Source organism: Oceanospirillum beijerinckii DSM 7166 (assembly GCF_000422425.1).
Lineage (GTDB): Bacteria > Pseudomonadota > Gammaproteobacteria > Pseudomonadales > Halomonadaceae > Oceanospirillum > Oceanospirillum beijerinckii.
Window position 1 is genome coordinate 45,954 of sequence record NZ_KE383833.1, and the last position, 17,338, is coordinate 63,291.

At 46.9% G+C, this 17,338-nt stretch carries 14 protein-coding genes and 1 tRNA gene; 5 read left to right on the forward strand and 10 right to left on the reverse strand.

Annotated features, from left to right (window positions below):
* Positions 1–19 precede the first annotated feature (19 nt).
* The 3 genes from H579_RS27310 to H579_RS0122920 all read right to left on the reverse strand — a co-directional run bounded on the left by H579_RS27310 (position 20) and on the right by H579_RS0122920 (position 3,498).
* The gene (locus H579_RS27310; protein ID WP_211224791.1) at positions 20–1,750 is read right to left on the reverse strand and encodes a Dyp-type peroxidase; all 1,731 of its coding nucleotides are present in this window, start codon (positions 1,748–1,750) and stop codon (positions 20–22) included.
* Positions 1,751–1,959: 209 nt separating this feature from the next.
* Positions 1,960–3,024, reverse strand: coding sequence for a 1-aminocyclopropane-1-carboxylate deaminase/D-cysteine desulfhydrase (locus tag H579_RS0122915; protein WP_051228275.1), 1,065 nt, complete (start codon positions 3,022–3,024; stop codon positions 1,960–1,962).
* Positions 3,025–3,048: 24 nt separating this feature from the next.
* A complete protein-coding gene (locus H579_RS0122920; protein ID WP_028302588.1) occupies positions 3,049–3,498 on the reverse strand; it encodes a YaiI/YqxD family protein in 450 nt (149 codons plus the stop codon).
* A gap of 273 nt (positions 3,499–3,771) precedes the next feature.
* On the opposite strand from H579_RS0122920, the gene H579_RS0122925 reads away from it, so the two are divergent.
* From H579_RS0122925 to H579_RS0122935, 3 genes are all read left to right on the forward strand, one after another.
* Positions 3,772–5,250, forward strand: a complete 1,479-nt coding sequence (locus H579_RS0122925) for a sensor domain-containing diguanylate cyclase (protein ID WP_028302589.1) — start codon at positions 3,772–3,774, stop codon at positions 5,248–5,250.
* Between the two features lie 86 nt (positions 5,251–5,336).
* Positions 5,337–5,561: a toxin HicA gene (locus tag H579_RS0122930; protein ID WP_036567317.1), complete on the forward strand. Its 225-nt coding sequence runs from the start codon at positions 5,337–5,339 to the stop codon at positions 5,559–5,561.
* Entirely contained in the window at positions 5,554–5,880 is a 327-nt protein-coding gene (locus tag H579_RS0122935; protein ID WP_028302591.1) for a type II toxin-antitoxin system HicB family antitoxin, read from the forward strand. Before H579_RS0122930 ends, H579_RS0122935 begins: the two co-directional genes overlap by 8 nt.
* 93 nt (positions 5,881–5,973) lie before the next feature.
* Here H579_RS0122935 and H579_RS0122940 read toward each other — a convergent pair whose 3' ends face one another.
* From H579_RS0122940 to H579_RS0122960, 5 genes are all read right to left on the reverse strand, one after another.
* The gene (locus H579_RS0122940) at positions 5,974–6,888 is read right to left on the reverse strand and encodes a formylglycine-generating enzyme family protein (RefSeq protein WP_028302592.1); all 915 of its coding nucleotides are present in this window, start codon (positions 6,886–6,888) and stop codon (positions 5,974–5,976) included.
* Between the two features lie 123 nt (positions 6,889–7,011).
* A complete protein-coding gene (locus H579_RS29555) occupies positions 7,012–9,975 on the reverse strand; it encodes a formylglycine-generating enzyme family protein (protein ID WP_051228280.1) in 2,964 nt (987 codons plus the stop codon).
* The gene (locus H579_RS27320; protein WP_051228282.1) at positions 9,975–11,018 is read right to left on the reverse strand and encodes an AAA family ATPase; all 1,044 of its coding nucleotides are present in this window, start codon (positions 11,016–11,018) and stop codon (positions 9,975–9,977) included. The genes H579_RS29555 and H579_RS27320 overlap by 1 nt, the downstream gene beginning before the upstream one ends.
* A complete protein-coding gene (locus H579_RS0122955) occupies positions 11,015–12,487 on the reverse strand; it encodes a trypsin-like serine peptidase (protein WP_028302593.1) in 1,473 nt (490 codons plus the stop codon). Before H579_RS0122955 ends, H579_RS27320 begins: the two co-directional genes overlap by 4 nt.
* Positions 12,488–12,499: 12 nt before the next feature.
* Positions 12,500–12,850: a trypco2 family protein gene (locus H579_RS0122960; protein WP_028302594.1), complete on the reverse strand. Its 351-nt coding sequence runs from the start codon at positions 12,848–12,850 to the stop codon at positions 12,500–12,502.
* Between the two features lie 288 nt (positions 12,851–13,138).
* Here H579_RS0122960 and H579_RS27325 point away from each other — a divergent pair, with 288 nt between their 5' ends.
* Positions 13,139–13,597 carry a hypothetical protein gene (locus tag H579_RS27325; RefSeq protein WP_157834695.1) on the forward strand — a complete coding sequence of 153 codons (459 nt, stop codon included), beginning with the start codon at positions 13,139–13,141 and terminating at the stop codon, positions 13,595–13,597.
* Positions 13,598–13,743: 146 nt separating this feature from the next.
* On the opposite strand, the gene H579_RS0122970 is transcribed toward H579_RS27325, so the two are convergent.
* Positions 13,744–15,795, reverse strand: a complete 2,052-nt coding sequence (locus H579_RS0122970) for an NADPH-dependent 2,4-dienoyl-CoA reductase (protein ID WP_051228286.1) — start codon at positions 15,793–15,795, stop codon at positions 13,744–13,746.
* Positions 15,796–16,017: 222 nt separating this feature from the next.
* On the opposite strand from H579_RS0122970, the gene H579_RS0122975 reads away from it, so the two are divergent.
* Complete coding sequence (locus H579_RS0122975) at positions 16,018–17,037, forward strand: AraC family transcriptional regulator (RefSeq protein ID WP_028302596.1); 1,020 nt, start codon at positions 16,018–16,020, stop codon at positions 17,035–17,037.
* Positions 17,038–17,257: 220 nt separating this feature from the next.
* On the opposite strand, the gene H579_RS0122980 is transcribed toward H579_RS0122975, so the two are convergent.
* Positions 17,258–17,334 (reverse strand) — tRNA-Asp (locus H579_RS0122980).
* Positions 17,335–17,338: the final 4 nt, after the last annotated feature.

The following is a 17,338-nucleotide window of genomic DNA, read 5'->3' on the forward strand; positions in this document are numbered from 1 at the left end:
TAAGAGTGTGTGTTTGGAATCAATCATCATCCTGATCTCTATTTTTCTTCGCCGCATCATTCAGTGACCACGGCAGGCCTTTCAGGCTCTTCAGGCTTTCTTTTACCTGCTCTTCACTGGCCTGCTTCTCTTGCTCATCATCTTCGATCATCGCCTGATAGAAGCTGGCAGAATAGCGTTTATTACTGCTGGTAGCCGGTGGCTGATCATCCATGCGTACCTGCTCCGGGGTTGTATCCACTGGTGTATCCGGCTTAGGTTCATCAATCTCAGGATTAACCTCAATCATCTCATCACTCAGCGGCGTATATTTCAGCTCGGAACGGGTTGAATTACGTTCCTCTTCTTCCGCTGCCAGGCGAGCCGCTTCTTCTTCGATACGCTGGGCACGCAGACGCTCAGCTTCTGCTGCTGCCCCTACATACTGCGTCAAAAATTCCCGTGAAGGGGCAAATAACGCAGCCCCCGTTACCGCCTGGGTATACTTCATCAGGTGATCGAAACTACCCTCGGCATCACTGTAAATCATACTCGCCAGCATACGGGTGAAGTTATCGGCAAAGCGGCAATAGGAAACAAAATACAATCCCTGCTCCTTCAGGTCACCATAAGGCATACTCTGGCGCAGAATTTCCACCGCATCCCCGCCTTCATCTTTAATACCGGAACGTTTGATATGGGAACACATCGGCTTGTTGACGCCGGTAAACTCCACATTATCGGTTTTACTGCGGCCGATCACCTGTTCCTGTTCAGTGACTTCCAGATTGTTCCAAACCGCCAGATTATGCACATAACGCTGGATATGCACATAGCTACCACCGACAAAGTTTCTGTCTTCCTGACCCACAATCGCCACTTTTTCCCGATGTTCACCCTCTGGGTTTTCCGTACCATCGACAAAGCCGGTCAGATCGCGGTTATCCAGATAACGGAAGGTAGGGATCGACTCCTGCAAAATCGCCAACTCCCCCAGCAGGGCATCCACACGACGAGCCACAACAAAGTTAATATCCTGACGCTCACAACGAATCTGGAAAAAGAGATCACAAGGCGTTTCCGGCGCACTGCGGGTATCCTGCTTCATCGCCGGGAACGGCTTTAATGCAATCGGCTTGGCTTCGGGATACAAGCGGTTCCACGCCTCGGCACCAATAGCGACCACCCCGGACAATGACGGCACATCAAACACTCGCTTACACTCATCGATCATTGCCGGGAACCGGCCCAACACATCTTTGATCAACGGCAGGTAATCATCCTCGGAGTTCAGGGTATAGGTGATGTAATAACCGTGAGCAGTACTCTCTGCCAGAATACCATCTTGATAGGTGCCCACCGCAGGCTCCAGCGGAATTTCCGGTTCTTCGGCTTGCGCCATCTCCTGAGCAGATTCAGCTGAATCCTCAGTCTCTTGCTCATTTTCACCCGTAGAGTTGGCACCTGGAGAGAGAGCAACCACAGAGTCAGTCGCTGCAGCCGGGTCGGTTTCAACCTGAAGTGGCTCTGTAGCTCCTGACGCCGAACCACTTAAACCACCTTCGCTGACATCCACTTCATCTAAGCCCTGTTCATTTAAAGTAGAACGACTTAAAGCGGAGCCGCTTAAATCAGAATCACCGGTTCCTACATTCATCAGAGTGCCCGCCACATCCTGAATACCTTGCTGGCCGATCTGCTCAGATTGCAGCTCTGATACGTCCAGTTCAATCTTTGGTTGTGCCCCTTCTTCACCACTCTGATCCTGCATATCTCTATCCTGTCTAATCAGTTAGATCGCCGGTTCGCCGCCGGTTAGTCCACTAAACGTGTCACAAAAGCCAAAAGTTTCACTAAAAGCCGATAACGATATTACGCGCTGCCCATGATACCCCAGCACACCATGAGGATAAATCGTAAGCCTATGTGATATATCAAGTTTTATAACACCTGGCGAATGAAAGCAGCTTTGCCGCCCAATCAACCTGCAAACCAGGGCAGACCAAAGCCCCGTCGCCCCTGTAAACCGCCAGAGTGTAACAACACAACACGACTTCCCGCAGCGACTGCCCCTATCTCACCTTCAGGCAGTTCAAGCCCCTGAAAAAAGCGATACAGCAACTTGCCGGTATATATCGGATCTAACGGCACACCGGTATCCTGATAAAACTGATTGATCCACCGCACCAGCTCAGGGCTGACTTTACCATAACCACCAAGATGCCCATCAGTGATCAGGGTAAAATCACGGTGATCCAGAACACGGCTATCTGAACCCGCTGAACCTGAAGAGCTCGCCTGGGCGCTACCAGAAGGGTAAACAGACTGAGCCAACTTCTGTTCCACCTCCTGGCGCAGAAAATCACCGCCCTTCAATACCGGCATGCCCAGCATCTGGTAATTTTGAGTACGCGCCGCTAACAGCCCGGCAAAGGTTCCGCCCGTGCCCATGGCACACCACAGCTGATCAATGGCAACCGGCTCAGCCTGCAACTGCTGTTCAAGCTCCTGCCCCGGCTCCACCAAACCCAATTCAGCCAGCGCACTGCTGCCGCCCTCCGGCACCAGCAAATACCCCGGATAAGACTGCATCAACTGTTGCAACCAGTCCTCATTTTCACGCTGACGATACTCAGCACGGGTGACAAAATGGAGCTGCATGCCCCACTGGGCCGCATCCTGCAACATCTGGCTTTTGTCGATCAGCTCCGGCTCACCACGGATCACCGCTGTCACCGGCAGTTGCAGCTCACAACAGGCTGCCGCCAAAGCATGCAGATGATTGGACCAAGCCCCACCAAAGGAGACAATACCCTTCGCTCCCTGTCGCAACGCGGCTACCAGATTGTATTTCAGCTTGTACCACTTATTGCCCGAAATCACCGGGTGTAACAGATCCGTACGCTTTATCCATAATTGCACATCCTTCTGTGTTAACAACGGATGCTCAACAAGCTGTAAAGGTGGGGTTTGAAAGCCCTGCTCCAGCCGCTGAATCGGCTCAGGCACAGGGCTATTCAGCAAATGCTCTATAAATGGTGTCATTTAGTCTGCTTAAGGTATTTACGACTATTTAAGGTGCTTGGCAAGAAAACGATCCAGGGCATTACCAAACTCCTGACGATCCCGCTGACTTAACGCCGCAGGCCCACCGGTCTGAATGCCGCTGCTGCGCAGATCTGACATAAAATCACGCATCATCAGACGCTCACGGATATTGTTTACCGTATACAGCTCGCCTCTTGGATTCAGAGCATGGCCGCCCTCTTCCAATACCTCTGCCGCCAGAGGAATATCCGCTGTAATCACCAGGTCACCCGGCTTTACCTGCTGCACGATATAGTTATCCGCCACATCAAAACCCTGCTGCACCTGAATAGCATTAATCAGGGAAGATGGCGGTACAGCCACCGACTGATTCGCCACCAGTGTTAACGGCAACGACAGACGCTGCGAGGCACGAAACAAAATCTCTTTAATCACTTTGGGGCAGGCATCGGCATCAACCCAGATATGCATATCAACATCCACTTAACAGAGGGCAGGAAACACAAGCTTATAGTCTTGTTATCTAAGACCTTCTATTATCAATGAAAAGGGTTGCTGATTTAAGAGGCTAAACCTTCAAAGACAGTAATTTAAAGGCTGATCTGCAAGAAGAGTTTTCAAAGAGTCTGCGTTAAAAAATCGTAGTTCAATGGCTAATATTTTACTTGCCAAAAATCTGATATACCCCGACACAACAATGACGAACAAGATAAAGCCTGGACTCAGGCTGTACGGATCAAGCTAATGACGCACGCCCATCGAAAAAGCCTGCTACTTTCTCTGCTATTTGCACTTTTTGCCCTGTGCTTATCTGTCTATTACATCTACAGCTCCTATCAGGATGCTCATCAGCAGATTAAAACCCGGCTGGAAAACGACAGCTTTCTGATTGCCGAATGGATCAAGGGCGGCTTTACCAGCTCTGACTACTTACTGCGTGATGTCATCAGCCAGGTGGATCTGAGCGAACTACATTACCCACCCAAAGACCCGGAACAACACGCCAAACGAAAAGCCTTTCTGCGGGATAAGCTCAGCACTCTGCCCAATGGCATGTTAATGGGACTGTTTAACAGCCAATGCCTGGTGACCCATACCAACGCCAAAGATGGCTTTGATGCCAGTGACAGAGATTACTGCAAAGCCATGATGACCGAACCCGAGCGCAAGACCGTCGTCAGTCAGGCTTATACCGCCAATAATGGCCAGCTGAATATCACCCAAGGGCGCAAGTTTGATTTTGACCAGCCCGGCTTTAAAGGCATGGCTGCCCTCGCCATCAACCCCAGCTTTTTTGCCGACCTGATGACACCGCTGAATTACGGTAAGCAAAGCAATATCACCATCTTTGATAGCAACCTAACCTTGCTAGCGCGTAAACCTGCCGTCCCAGAAAAAATCGGCAGCAGAATTCACCAACCCCATGCCGAAGCCTTTCTCAAAACCCGACAGAGCCATATGTTTTTGGATATAGACTCCCCAGTAGATGGCCTGAAACGCCTGTTTATCCTTCGCAACGTTGATGACCTACCCTTTCTGATTATCATCGGCGCAGCCCACCAAGAGTGGCAGGCCAACTGGCGACAACGCACAGGTATTATCCTTGTAGCCCTGTTCCTGATCCTGTTACTGGCTGCTTTTGGTCTATACAGCTACTGGTCGGTATTGCGCCACCTGAAAGAACTGGAACGGATGAAAAGCGAAGCAGAGCAACTGGCCCGTGTCGATATGCTCACCGGCGTCTCTAACCGCCGCGACTTTACCGAAAAAGCCGAGATCTGCTTTGCCCACTTTAAACGCCATAATAATCCGCTGTCAGTGATTATGCTGGACGCCGATCACTTTAAACACATCAACGACCACTACGGCCACCATGTCGGCGATCAGGTATTACAACAACTGGGCAGCACACTAAAAAACACCCTACGCACCAGTGATATCAACGGCCGTTTAGGCGGCGAAGAGTTTGCTGCCGTCTTACCCGATACCAGCCTGGAACAAGCTCAATTACTGGCTGAACGCCTAAGAAGTAAAATCGAGGAAATCAGCATCGACACAGATCAAGGCCCGGTACACTGCACCGCCAGCTTTGGTGTTGCTCAGGCGAATAACGATGATAGTTTCCATACCCTATTTAAACGCGCTGATGATGCGATGTATCGCGCAAAAGCCAAGGGAAGGAATCGGGTTGAGGTTGAGGTAGTGGATAGAGTTGTAGGGTAGATAATCCACAAGGCATTTAAGCATGGAGGCAGTATCGATATTGATACTATAATAGCAATGTAAAACCTAAGGATATTCTTAAGCAGATGAGAAACAGCCCTCAAGATGTGCGTTTCTCAGATCTATGCAAAATATGTGATCTCTACTTTGGCCCAGCCAGACAATCAGGCTCTAGTCATAGAGTGTATAAAACGCCTTGGCCCGGAGATCCCAGAGTAAATATCCAAAACACCAAAGGCAAAGCAAAGCCTTATCAGGTCAAACAGGTGCTACTGGCTATTAAACGTCTGGAGGAAACAAAACATGGCTAACTTTGTTGACCACTATGCCTATCGCGTGATCTGGTCGGAAGAAGATCAGGAACATGTCGGGCTATGTACAGAGTTCCCCAGCTTAAGCTGGCTGGCTGATAGCCCAGAAGCCGCTTTGTCAGGCATACGTCAATTAGTGAGTGACTGCGTTGAAGATATGCAGGCCAATAATGAAACCATTCCCGAAGTGATTTCAACAAAGCAATACAGCGGCAAGTTTATGGTACGCATTCCACCGGAAACCCACCGCCTATTGGCAATGCAAGCCGCTGAATCTGGTATTAGCTTAAATAGATTGGTTGCCAGTAAGTTACAGTAAAAATTTCCGCCGCGGCACCCGGTATCAGGCCTATTCGCTGCTCCGCTACGCTCACCGGCCCGAACCTGGGCTTGCGGCCTTTTCGGCTACGCCTCACTGTAGCTCAGGACCCAGGGACAAACGAAAGCCGATGCTGTCGCTACGGTGACCAGCCGGGTCGCGGTTGCGGTAGGCCGAACGGCAGCGACGGCCGTCATAAGACCAGGAGCCGCCACGGCCAACAAAGCTCTGCTGTTTTTTCTGCTCTTGTTCTTCTTCCTCACTACTCTGGTGAGCCTGCGCTACCAATTGCAGCGACTGATTTTGCAGTTCTGGTTGATCCTGACCGACCGTTACACGAATAGGCTCTATACCTAAATTTTCCTGCCAAGGATCTAAGCACCACTCCCAGACATTACCGTGCATATCGTATAACCCCCAGGGGTTTACCGGATAATCCCCCTTGGCATTGGTTTGCTTGCGCGCCTGCTCAGGATTATCCCATTCTGTTTTCTCTCCCCAATTCCACTCTCCATCATAGTTCACCCATGACAAATCCAACGAATCACCAAACCAGAAAGCGCTGTCTGTACCCGCCCGGCAAGCATACTCCCACTGGCTTTCCATGGGCAGATAAGCATTAAGCGCAGGGTGAGCTTGATTCAGTGTTGCAATAAATTTTTGAGCATCTAGCCAACTGACCGTTTCAACCGGTAGAAGAGTGCTATTTTCTGCTTGTTGAAACTTACTGGGGTTCTCGCCCATCACGGCCTGATATAACGCTTGAGTAACCGGGAAATCCCCCAGCCAAAAGCCTTCGGTAAAAGTGACTTGATGTAGATCTTCCCAGTTAAATCGGCCTTTCTCATCTTCAGGTGAACCCATCATAAAACGGCCCGGTGGAATCCAGCGGAAGATGTAATCAATGCCTTTGTAACACAGGCTCATCCATAACCCGTATTGATCCTGCCCCCATTCCTTAGCCCAAGGTGCGGGAAATATGGGTGGAGCTTTGGGGTGTCTAGACATAGTAAAAGTCCTTATTCATGAAGTTTCTTAGCTCTGCTTCCCCAATTCTTCCGCTCATCTAGAAGCTATTTATACCAAGACCCCTTTGGCTCATTCTTTTCTTCAATTAGTCCTTACTGGCTTTCAGCTCGGCAACTCAAGACCTAGGGTCAAACGAAAGCCGATGACGCCGTGACAGAGATCTGCCGGGTCATCGAAGCGGCAGGCCGAACGGCAGTGACGGCCGTTAACAGCCCAGGAGCCGCCGCGGCTAGGATGCCATACTGCTTCATCTTTATTTAACCAGCCGAACTCCTGTTGGCCTGGATCACTTACAGCACTGCCAGCTTGATACTTTCGCAGACCATTATCCTGACACCATTCCCAGAGATTACCGTGCATCTCATACAACCCCCAAGGATTCTCCGGTAAGCTTTTCACGGGTACTGTTTTCCCACGGTCTTGGCTTTTTTCGCCTTGGTTATAAGGACTGGAACCATCAAAGTTCACCTGTTCCGAGTGGATCTGCTCACCAAAACTAAAAGGTGTTGTGGTCCCCGCCCGACAAGCATATTCCCATTGCGCTTCTGTCGGTAAGCTGATGTTAAGCGCGGGATATTGGGCTTTGACCTTCTGGATAAACTGCCAGCAATTGAGCCAACTGACTGAATCCACCGGGTTCTGTTCACCTTCAAAATGGCTGGGGTTATCGCCCATAACCGCTTGCCACAATGCTTGTGTGGTACAGGTATCTGCCAGCCAGTAGCCCTGAGTTAAAGTGACCTGGTGTTGGGTTTCATTATCTTCTCGTTCTGCTTCTTCAGCGGGAGAACCCATCATAAAAGTACCGGGCTCGATATAACGGAAGCGTTGGGTAATGCCAAAGAGATTAAGGTCCGCATAAAGGCCGTATTGGTCGCTGTTAAGACTAACGGTATCATTTAACAGCTGATCTGAAACCAGATCTTGTCGCCACATAGAAAAGGATTCACGTGTCAATTTTCCACTAACCTTACCGGTTACACCGAGGCCATGGGTTATGTGAGCTTCATCCTCTCGAACTGTAGAAAATGATTCTGAAGGGATTTCTTTAGAGGGTTGAAGCGGCATATCTACTTTAGAAATCTCCCCCCCATACACCATTGTAAAGTCAGCCCCATTAAGGGTTAACCCTGCTTTTAAGCTGTGATTGAGAAAACCAATTTGATTAGCCCAAGTTGGCTTTTCGATTGGCTTATAGGCCCTTTTTTCTACACCAGTGTCTAGCAAAAAGCTTTGAAGACCATAATGCCCCTCAGTAACCGGTAACTTGTAGTCCGCGAGAGAAGCAAACTCAATAAAAAGCCTTTTCTCATCGTCACTATAAAATAAACGGGATCTGTAACAGTCAAACTCATCAATCCTGACGCCCCGAGTAAGATCACTCTCAACCTCATTAACGTAATCTTTCTTCCTTAACCACACATCAGAGCCCAATAGCCAAACTTCAAGGTGGTAAGTGCCTGACTGTTCTGCCGTTAACGACTGGATAATATCAGTGTTATATTCCGGTGGAATTGACTGACCTTGCTTAATGCGCTCCTGTTCTGCTGCAACGTAGAGCACTGTAGCGTAGTCATTCTCTTTTTTGCTACTGGTAGATAACCGGGAAAGGTGGCGGTGGGCATAGCTTGTAAGATTACTGCTTTGACCTGAGTAAGAGGTATGAGCAAGGCGCTGCATAAACCCCTTTGCCCAATCAATTTCAGCTTGCCAATCCTTGCTAGCCAAACCTGTTATAGCATCCAAGTTAATCAGCTCTTCCGCCCATACACCTTTAAATTGATTACGGTGATGTTTTGCGATGCAGTTTAGTACTGCATTGCGAAGGTTATGTTTTTCTTGGGCAAAAAGCTGCTGATAGTATTCTTTTCGATCTGCCTTGATGGCTAATGCCGTGTAGCCAAATTGAATCTCTGGATGGTTTGCGATCAGGGCTTCTATACCTGATTCAAGATCCAATAACTGGATCACTTCACGCAATAACTCAGGTTCTATATGAGTGGTAATAGACAGTGCAGACAAGACACGCTGTACATCAGACAATGTCTTGTCTTTAGCAACAAGGCTGGGATTAGCCACAAGCGGGCCACGATTACACCAGATGACCTGTTTAACGTATTGTCTAATACGCGAGCATTGGTAACTCTGGGGAATTGGGCTTAATGCAACTGGTACGATACCCTGTTGATTAAGGTGCTGTAAAAAGCTTAACCAGCTACGACGAGTACGGCTATCGGCGTCTGTTAATTGCCCCATATCACTTAGGATCAGCACTTCGGCATCACTATCCAGCCTTTGCCAACTATCCCGGTAGCTGTCGTCTTCGTGATCGTTTTTACCTAACGGCCAAAGGTTATAACTCTCGCCTGGTAGATCTTTAAACTCCCTGATCTCCAACCCCATTGCGCCCATTACCTTGATAATACCCTGACATAACAGGGCCATATCATAGTGATAGTTGATCAAGCGGTTACTGGTATCGGCTAAAACATATAAACGACTGGCTGGTACTTGATGACGTTGATAGGGCAGAGAATACAGTGGTTGGCATTGAGAAACCTGGCGGATAAGGCGTTTAATATCTAAGCGCTTACCCAGGTTATGAGTTAAAAAGCGGCGGATAAAATCCCGTTGACGGCTTTTATTGAATATGGGCTGAAAGGGTATCGTTTCTGCACTGCTATCAATGGCAAGATCATCATCGGTAAGGCCTTGCTCACCAATGATATGGTTGATTTTCTGCTCAGGACTTTGTTTCAGATCGCCATACACTTCTACAGAATTCAGCGCCAGAAAAGACCAGTTAAAATCTGTCTCTTCATTCTCGGTTTCTATCTGATCAATCAGCTCTTGATCTGTGACCTCTGTATCTGGCGAGTTATCCTCGAAAGGCATTTCAGGCAATAGGGATAGTAAATCATCCAAAGTGGGGACAGCATCTATACGCTCAAATCCCAGTGTCTTAAGCACATTATCTGGCAGATCATTCTGCCCTGAACGCGCTAAAGCACGTACCAGTTCTCCGCGATAACACTGAGCACCCTTCGCCTGATATTTGGTCGCCATTAGTTTGCCTTATTGAGCACAAATTTCTGGATATTTTGTAGCAGACTCAACTGCTCATTGGAGCGTTCGGGCTCACCTTTTATATCAACCATTTCATCCAATGCGGATAACAGATCAAGATACTCGGCCAAACCCGGCTTCACAGCCAAAGCCTTTTGTCGGTCTTCAATCAGCTGCTGGGCGGCTTTGCTTAATACCTCATCGCTACAAGCATCTTGATCAAAGTGAACACGAGCCCGCTGGGCTAACCACTCTTCGGTGTTGTCTTTATCAATTTTCAGATGCAGAACCAAACAGCGGCGCAGGAAGGCTGGAGGCAATTCACGCTCATCATTGGTGGTGATAATGACTAAAGGCTGCTTTGCCTTATCTTCGGTATGAATGGTGTCACCGGTTTGAGGTACGGTAAAACCGCCATTACCCAATACTTCCAGCAAGCTATTCGGTAGAGAGGGGTCAGCTTTATCAATCTCGTCGATCAGTAGTACCACGCCTTGATCGGCTTTCTCTTCATCTGCCATTTTGGGCTTAAAGACCTTGTGGCGGCATTTTTCGTATTGCACTGAAGCGTGTTGCCAGTTAAACGCCCACCACAATACACCGGGGTTGAGATAGTTATTGGGGTTTAGGGCATCGCCTCTTTTTACGATAGTCTTATCAGCTTTCGGGTTTGTACTTTCCTTTTGTAGATCTGAGCTTTCAGACTGAGTTTCGTCTTCGTTAACTGCACAGAAATCACTGCCAAGCTGGGCGTCATTTAAACGAGAAACCAGATCCATACGCCACAATAGATCCTGCCCTTCGGTATTTACGTTAATCACTTCGGCAATAAAAGCTCTACCCAACTCGGCAGCAGCTGCACGGGCTAGATAACTTTTCCCCAAACCCGGTTCGCCTTTTACTAACAATGGGCGGCCTGTAGCTAAAGCCATTTCTAAGGCATAGGCGGAGTCTTTGCATAACAGGTATGAGCTGTTAGGCCAGGAGCCGCAGGTGGGGATTTCTATCTCTTGACCGGGTTTAAACTCTTTGAGAATTTTCACTGTTCAGCTCCATTTAACAATTCATGAAAGTCCATAATGATATTGATCAACTCCATTTCATCCTCTGTCGGACTTAAGTCATACTCACCAATAGGTACATCAGGAAGCTTCTCTTCCAGCTTTAGCTTCACACTATCATCGATGAGGGATTTTCTATCACTAAGATTTCGAGCTAGGTAATAAAAGCCGGTCTTTCTCTTATGCTTACGTTTAATCTGCTTATTAAGCATATCAGCAATTTTTTTGTTACTACTATCAGCTAAACTTAATCTACTGCCATTTACCTTTTCATGTAACAGGCTGGTTGCCTTATCAATTGTTGCAACGATTTCATTAGCAATATCATCATCTATAAACCCGGCCTCTACATTAATTTCTCTGCAGGTTATCGCTCTAACACCTTTCACTTTTTCCAGGTTATTTTCATTTTCTCTCACCTGTAACTCAGGCAAGAGATCATAAAGATGAGATAATTTAATTTCCAATATAGCCAAGGTAGAGCAAGCTTCACTTTCATGTTTGCACTCTACTAACCCAGCGTGATACAGGTATGCAACTGAGCACTTTAATATTTCGCTAACAAAGCTTATGACACCCGAATAGCGACTCTTTATCAGCTTACTAGAAAAATCCAAAAACTGATCCAATGCACTAGCCCAGTTATGATTTATCTCATTACAATAATGTTCTCCTGAGGCTCCATTTCGACCAACAAAAAACTGATCAAACACCTCCAAAAACACCGTATCATTATGCTTATCAAAGACTTCTATTATTTGATTGTAGTAACGTTTGCCATCTTCACAACTATCAGATGATATCAGCAGTTCAAACTCAGGTATTTTTTCTATTAGATAGGGAATGGAAACAGAATAAAGCGTGCTATCACTAACCGCTAGCTCTTTTCCATTTTCATCTTTATAGGTAGAAGGCGTTGAAATAATAATAGCAGCCAGCTTTTGTGTCTCTCTATCAATTATTGGAGCACCTGACATTCCCCGCCAGAATTCACACCTAGATTTTCCAACTACTTCAAGCTTTTGTATATAGTCATGTTCGTCATGATCAAAAAATTTACCTTTTTCTGTTTCCCCCAGCCTTTGTCCTGCATCACTTTTTCTAGATGACCGGGGAAAGCCATAACTATCCCATGGTTTATCAGCAATTGGGTATCGCCTTAAAACTTTTGCATAGCCCGGCGTATAATCAGGAAACTTACTACATAAAATGATAGCTATATCTTTAGCAACATCAGAAAATATTTTTTCTAATATTTCACCTTTACATATAGCTACACTTTCATCATTATTTTTCCAAATAACCTTGGAGCCTAATAAAATAGCATTATCTTCTGGTAATACATGGTTTGCGGTAATAAGTAACCTATCCCCAATAGGGTATGCCGTACCCACCCTATATTTTCCATTCTCTTTTTTTATTTTTAGCTTTGCGACCCAGCGATTATCCATATTTATACCTGATTAGTCTTCTTCATCCCCTGCTTCATCATCGTTCAGGTCCATAGGTTTACTTACCCCTGTTTCGGGATCTTTCTGCATTGCTTTTAAAGTCATTTTTATTTTCTGGGTACAAATAGCATTATGTTTGCCATTTGCTTCTATACCTGTATCCCAAAAAGGTACTTTCAAAGAGAACTTACCACCTTTTTCTCTAGTTACGGCTGAAGTCAGCTCTATTTCAATATCACCAACTTGCAGATCTAGATTAGGGTCTTTCCCATCCTGGGCCTTTAGTAACTCTTTACGAATACCAGCAACAACATCTGCTAATGGTACAAAAAGGTCCTGATCTTTTTCCTGATTGCCTGTCATTTCAACCGCCTATCTAAAGCACTGATAACTAGCAAGATACTAAATACAAAAACGTTCAACATCAATTAGTTAATAGTATATCAGCACACCCAAGCCAAAGTAACAAGACATATAAGTTCGCAATATTTGTTTTTTTATATAAAAAACAATGAAAAACAACATCAGAAAACGCATGATATTGCACAGCAGACAACACTACCAACCCGCCTCCCTATAAGCTCACGTCCACTGGATTTTGATCTGTTTCAGCAGCCAGAACAGCAAAATCTGGCACTCTGGTGTTTTGAAATGCGCGATAGTGTCTTACCTGAGGTAAAATTAGGTGATGAGCTGCAGCTCAATATTATCGAACTGCGTAAAGCCGACAGACTTCAGGTATGCTCTGAGTCTTTACAGGCGCTGATCACTTTCTTTGAACACTGGCAGGAGGAGCACATAATGGCAAACATTGACTATGAACCGGTTCAACAAGCCATGGAAAAGCTTAAGCAACTCAGTGCCGATGAAGAAACCCGCCATATGGCGTTTGTGCGTGAGAAAGCACTTAGAGATGAGGCGAGTTTGATTAATGATGCAGTTAAACGTGGCGAAGCTAATATCCTAACTCTGCTACTTAATCAACGCTTTGGTGAACTTCCAAGCTGGGTTAGTCAAAAGCTCTCAAATGCCACTTCTCAACAAATCGAAAGATGGTCTGGCAATGTACTTAATGCAGACTCGCTGGAACAGGTTTTCGAAAGCCACTAAACGGCTTTTTCTACAAACTAAGAACTATTCCAATCTCAAAAGAAAAGGGAGCCCCCAAGGCTCCCCGAATCAAATTGATTCCAATGGATTTTATCGCAACCAAAAATTCTCTAGCCTGCGGTACTCGTCAAGATAGTCGGTATCTATTACAGAGTAGCTGCCAGACGTAAACCCTGATCTATGGCACGCTTGGCATCCAACTCTGCGGCAACATCGGCACCGCCAATCAGGTGCGGATTTTTGCCCAGGGCTTTCAGACCTTCTTCCAGATCCCGACGCGGTTCCTGACCGGCACAGATAATAATGGTATCTACTGGCAGCAGCTGTTCTTCGCCATTCACTGTCAGATGCAAACCTGCATCATCAATTTTCTGATAGTCACAACCGGCCAGCATTTTTACATTACGCTTTTGCAGAGCGGCACGGTGAATCCAACCGGTGGTTTTACCCAGACCAGCACCCGGTTTACTGGTTTTACGTTGCAACAACCAAACCTGACGGGCCGCTTCAGGATTGTGAGCACTAACACCTTCAACACCGCCACGATTTTGCACGGTAAGATCGACACCCCATTCGCTCATAAACTCGTCGATGTTCAGACTGGCCGAAGGACCTTTCTGCGTCACCAGCTCAGAAACATCAAAGCCGATACCACCGGCACCAATGACCGCGACTTTTTCACCGATTGGCTTAGTTTCGGTAATCGCTTCGATATAGCTAATCACCTTAGGATGTTCTACGCCCTCAATCGCAGGTGTACGTGGTGAGATACCGGTTGCCAGGATTACCTCATCAAAGCTTTGCAGATCATCCGCTGCCACTGGCGTGTTTAGCTTCAGATCGACACCTGTCACTTCAATACGACGCTTAAAGTAGCGCAGGGTCTCATAAAATTCTTCTTTACCCGGAATACGTTTGGCGTAGTTAAACTGGCCGCCGATTTCGGAACCTGCATCAAACAGAGTGACGTTATGACCGCGTTCTGCAGCGATAGTGGCCGCTGACAAACCGGCTGGACCTGCACCAACGACGGCGATATTTTTCACTGTTTCGGCAGGCTTCACTTCAACCTCAGTTTCGTGACAGGCGCGAGGATTCACCAGACAGGAGGTCAGCTTCATCTGGAAGGTATGATCCAGGCAGGCTTGATTACAGCCGATACAGGTGTTGATCTCATCGGCACGATTTTCAGCGGCCTTGCTAACAAAGGCAGGATCGGCCAGGAAAGGACGCGCCATAGAAACCATATCCGCATGACCGTCTGCCAGTACCGACTCTGCAACTTCAGGGGTATTAATACGGTTGGTGGTAATCAGAGGAATCGACAATACCTGCTTCATCTGCTGAGTCACACGGGTAAAAGCGGCGCGGGGTACACTGGTAGCAATGGTAGGCACACGGGCTTCATGCCAGCCGATACCGGTATTGATCAGGGTGGCTCCGGCCGTTTCGATACGCTTGCCCAGCTCAACCACTTCCTCCCAGTCACTACCACCTTCAACCAGGTCCAGCATGGACAGGCGGAAGATAATAATAAAGTCAGTGCCCACTTTCTCACGCACCTGACGCACAATCTCAGTGGCAAAACGGGTACGGTTATCAAAGCTACCGCCCCACTCATCGGTTCTCTGGTTGGTCCGTGAAGCGATAAACTGGTTGATCAGGTAACCTTCAGAGCCCATGATCTCGACACCGTCGTAACCGGCTTGCTGAGCCAGCGCAGCACAGTTCACATAATCTGCGATCTGCTGCTCAACCTCTTCACCGGTCAATTCATGGGGTGAAAAAGGGTTAATCGGCGCTTGAATAGCAGAAGGTGCAACGGAACGCTGTGAATAAGCATAACGACCAGAGTGCAGAATCTGCATACAGATACGGCCGCCTTCATTATGTACCGCTTCGGTGATCAGCTTATGATGTTCGACTTCTTTTTCATTGGTTAACTTGGCTGAACCTTCAAATACTGCACCCTCTTTATTGGGTGCAATACCACCGGTCACAATCAGAGCCACACCATTACGGGCACGCTCAGCATAAAACACCGCTAAACGCTCAAAACCACCGGGGCTTTCTTCCAGGTTGGTGTGCATAGAGCCCATCAGAACACGGTTTGGCAGAGTGACAAAACCCAGATCCAGAGGTTGTAGCAAATTTGGATACGGATTTTGCTTATTGTTGTTGTCAGCTAATGCAGTCACGGTCACGCTCCATCAAGCAGTTTCAAACGGTTGTTTATTATCTATCTTTACTTTAGCCTAGCTGGCGATAAACACTATATCTTTAAATAACAGATTAATATCTATAGATAACAAAATACTCAACAATAGATCGAAGAAAGCGCTAAACAGGATGGCCTACCACCTCTTAGGAGACGTTCAGATATCAAGGAGTACCAGAAACCATGAAAACCAGGACAATATATGAAACTAGGTGATATTCAGGTTAATTTTCTGCAAAGCCTGCTGGCCGCTATTAAAAGCTGTCAGCTTGATCCCTGGCCACTATTTGCTGAGTTTGGGCTTGGAGATCTGTTAGGCAGTCATCCTGATCGTCATATTAGTATTCCCCGTTATATGCGCCTGGGTCATGGTGCAATTCAACTCACCGGAAGGGAAGATATCGGCTTATTGATGGGTCGTTATAATCAATGCCATCACTTTGGCTTATTGGGTTATTGTGCTCAAAGCGCTGAAACCTTGGGCCAAGTACTTTCGATATTGATTCAGTTCGAAAAACTATCCAGCAGAAATAGCCGTGGACATAGTCAGATTATTCATAAAGAAGGGATGACGGGCTTTCAGTTTTACTCCATCTCACCCTATAACCACTACAACCGCTTTGTGGTTGATGCAGTTTTAAGCGGTTGGCTTCAGATTATGTTGGATCTTGCCGGTGAAAAAGCAGTAAAAGCTTCCGGTGGAACGATTGAAATTGAATTTGAGCAACCCCCTTATAGTGATCGCTATCGCACATTGCCTATTCCTGTGTATTTCTCTCAGGCCAGTAATACGCTCTGGCTACCTAATGCCTTCTGTCAGCTGAAAAACCCGTTGGCCAATCCCATCAGTCATAAGCAACTGTTACAACTATGCCAACAACAACTGGATCAACTACAACAAGGATTAAACACCCGCCAACAAGTGGCTGAGTTAATTGCTATGGATCTGGCGGGTAAAACGCCAACTCTGAACGATATTGCCCAACAAATGCAGCTGGAACCCTGGACACTAAGGCGTCGCCTGCAACAGGAAGGCATTACCTTTAAGCAGTTGTTAGATGAAACACGTAATGGACTGGCGACACGTTATGTACGCGATACCCCGCTGGCATTAGGTGAAATCAGTTATTTAATGGGCTTTTCCACACCAGAAGCATTTCAACGGGCTTTTAAACGCTGGCATGGTATCGCACCGGGTCAATATAGATCAGGCCGATCTTAAATAGAGACAAATATGAAAAGAAAACGACAAACAACATAAGAGAAAGCAGAAGAACCCACAAATCAAAAGATAAAGCAGCTAAAGATATCCTGTGGATAAATCAGGTATAAGGTGTGTTTATACTGTGATTTGGCTGTGGTGAGCAAAAATATAACAAGAGAGATCGAGATTATAACTGACTGTACATTTTGAAAGGAGATATAAAAGCATCTGAGTAAAATGGCGGACCGGACGGGACTCGAACCCGCGACCCCCGGCGTGACAGGCCGGTATTCTAACCAACTGAACTACCGGTCCGCAT

Coding starts and splice junctions, on each gene's coding strand:
- H579_RS0122940 (WP_028302592.1), bottom strand. CDS start 6,888: ATGTCTAGACACCCCAAAGCTCCACCCATATTTCCCGCACCTTGGGCT.
- H579_RS0122925 (WP_028302589.1), top strand. CDS start 3,772: ATGACGCACGCCCATCGAAAAAGCCTGCTACTTTCTCTGCTATTTGCA.
- H579_RS0122920 (WP_028302588.1), bottom strand. CDS start 3,498: ATGCATATCTGGGTTGATGCCGATGCCTGCCCCAAAGTGATTAAAGAG.
- H579_RS0122955 (WP_028302593.1), bottom strand. CDS start 12,487: ATGGATAATCGCTGGGTCGCAAAGCTAAAAATAAAAAAAGAGAATGGA.
- H579_RS0122960 (WP_028302594.1), bottom strand. CDS start 12,850: ATGACAGGCAATCAGGAAAAAGATCAGGACCTTTTTGTACCATTAGCA.
- H579_RS0122935 (WP_028302591.1), top strand. CDS start 5,554: ATGGCTAACTTTGTTGACCACTATGCCTATCGCGTGATCTGGTCGGAA.
- H579_RS29555 (WP_051228280.1), bottom strand. CDS start 9,975: ATGGCGACCAAATATCAGGCGAAGGGTGCTCAGTGTTATCGCGGAGAA.
- H579_RS0122915 (WP_051228275.1), bottom strand. CDS start 3,024: ATGACACCATTTATAGAGCATTTGCTGAATAGCCCTGTGCCTGAGCCG.
- H579_RS0122975 (WP_028302596.1), top strand. CDS start 16,018: ATGAAACTAGGTGATATTCAGGTTAATTTTCTGCAAAGCCTGCTGGCC.
- H579_RS27310 (WP_211224791.1), bottom strand. CDS start 1,750: ATGCAGGATCAGAGTGGTGAAGAAGGGGCACAACCAAAGATTGAACTG.
- H579_RS0122930 (WP_036567317.1), top strand. CDS start 5,337: ATGAGAAACAGCCCTCAAGATGTGCGTTTCTCAGATCTATGCAAAATA.
- H579_RS27325 (WP_157834695.1), top strand. CDS start 13,139: ATGCGCGATAGTGTCTTACCTGAGGTAAAATTAGGTGATGAGCTGCAG.